General features: G+C 50.1%; 1 protein-coding gene. It reads left to right on the plus strand.

Annotation, left to right across the window (positions count from 1 at the left end; all coding sequences use genetic code 11):
• The first annotated feature begins 72 nt into the window (after positions 1–72).
• Entirely contained in the window at positions 73–1,095 is a 1,023-nt protein-coding gene (locus BCT27_RS22725; RefSeq protein ID WP_102396866.1) for an IS110 family RNA-guided transposase, read from the plus strand.
• Positions 1,096–1,351 lie beyond the last annotated feature (256 nt).

Genomic DNA, 1,351 nt, shown 5'->3' on the forward strand with positions numbered 1-1,351 from the left:
TAACGAATGACATGGATCCCCCCTCACGCGGATTTGCCACACTTAGGTGTCTTTTTCAAAACCGGAGGTTCTATGTCTTCTCAATTCTTTTGCGGTGTTGACCTCGCCAAACACCACTTCTCATTACACGCGGTTAGTGACCACGGAAAGGTCATTCTTCATAAATCTGTATCACGCGCTAAATTGCTGTCTACATTAGCAAACATGCCATCTATGCGTATAGGTCTCGAAGCTTGCAGTGGTGCGCATTATTGGGCGAGAGAGTTCATTAAACTCGGTCATGATGCCCGCATTATGGCGGCGAAATATGTGGGACCGTATCGTACCAAAGGCAAAAATGACCTTAACGATGCCATCGCTATCTGTGAAGCGGTTCAGCGTCCCAATACACGCTTTGTCCCCGTTAAATCGCCTGAGCGCCAAGCTATCTTGTCCATTCACCGAATGCGTGAACACTGGGTACGAGAACGCACGGCTCTCATCAACCGAATTCGTGCACTATTGGCCGAATTCGGTATTGTTTTCCCGACAGGTCGCGCTGCTATTCATCGCGAAGTGCCATTCATTCTTGAAGCGGCGGAAAACGGGTTGCCCGACATTGCGCGAGCTGTCTTAGCTGACTGTTTTGAACATCTACAAACGCTTAATCAGCGCATCAATGAAGCAGAGCAAAGCTTCGATCTTGTTGTTAAAGCCAGCCCGAATGCTATGCGCATCATGAAAGTCAGAGGTATCGGCCCTCAAACGGCAACCGCGATTATCGCCACTATCGGCAAAGGCGAGCAGTTTGATTCGGGGCGGGATTTCGCCGCTTGGCTAGGATTAGTTCCTAAGCAATATTCTACGGGTGGAAAACCCAGACTTGGACGGATCACTAAGCACGGCGACAAATACCTACGAACATTACTTGTTCACGGTGCTCGAGCCGCCATCACTAATATCGGCGAAAAACAGGACAGACTCAGTACGTGGGGACGGCATGTTCTTGAACGGCGAGGCATGAACCGAGCGATTGTCGCACTCGCCGCTAAGAATGCACGAATTATCTGGGCACTACTACACAACCAAACCGAGTATCAAGACTACGCGGCCTAACACCCAAGCCACGTAGAGAAACACCCCAACCGGGTCATTGCAGACGCAGCTGATGAGAATAGGTTAAGACCATTTGCAGAGAGCCTGTTAATGCGGCGGGCACATTTGATGCCTTCTAACGAATAAGGCACTGCAACCGCGCAATGTCATCAGGGCCATGACGAGAGTCAGATAAAGGCCGAATGTAGAGCGGCAGTCCATAACATATCTCAGAATGTCTTGCGGATGTTTGACGAACGGGGGGATCCATGTAGCC

The sequence above is a fragment of the Enterovibrio norvegicus genome (assembly GCF_002876705.1).
GTDB lineage: Bacteria > Pseudomonadota > Gammaproteobacteria > Enterobacterales > Vibrionaceae > Enterovibrio > Enterovibrio norvegicus_B.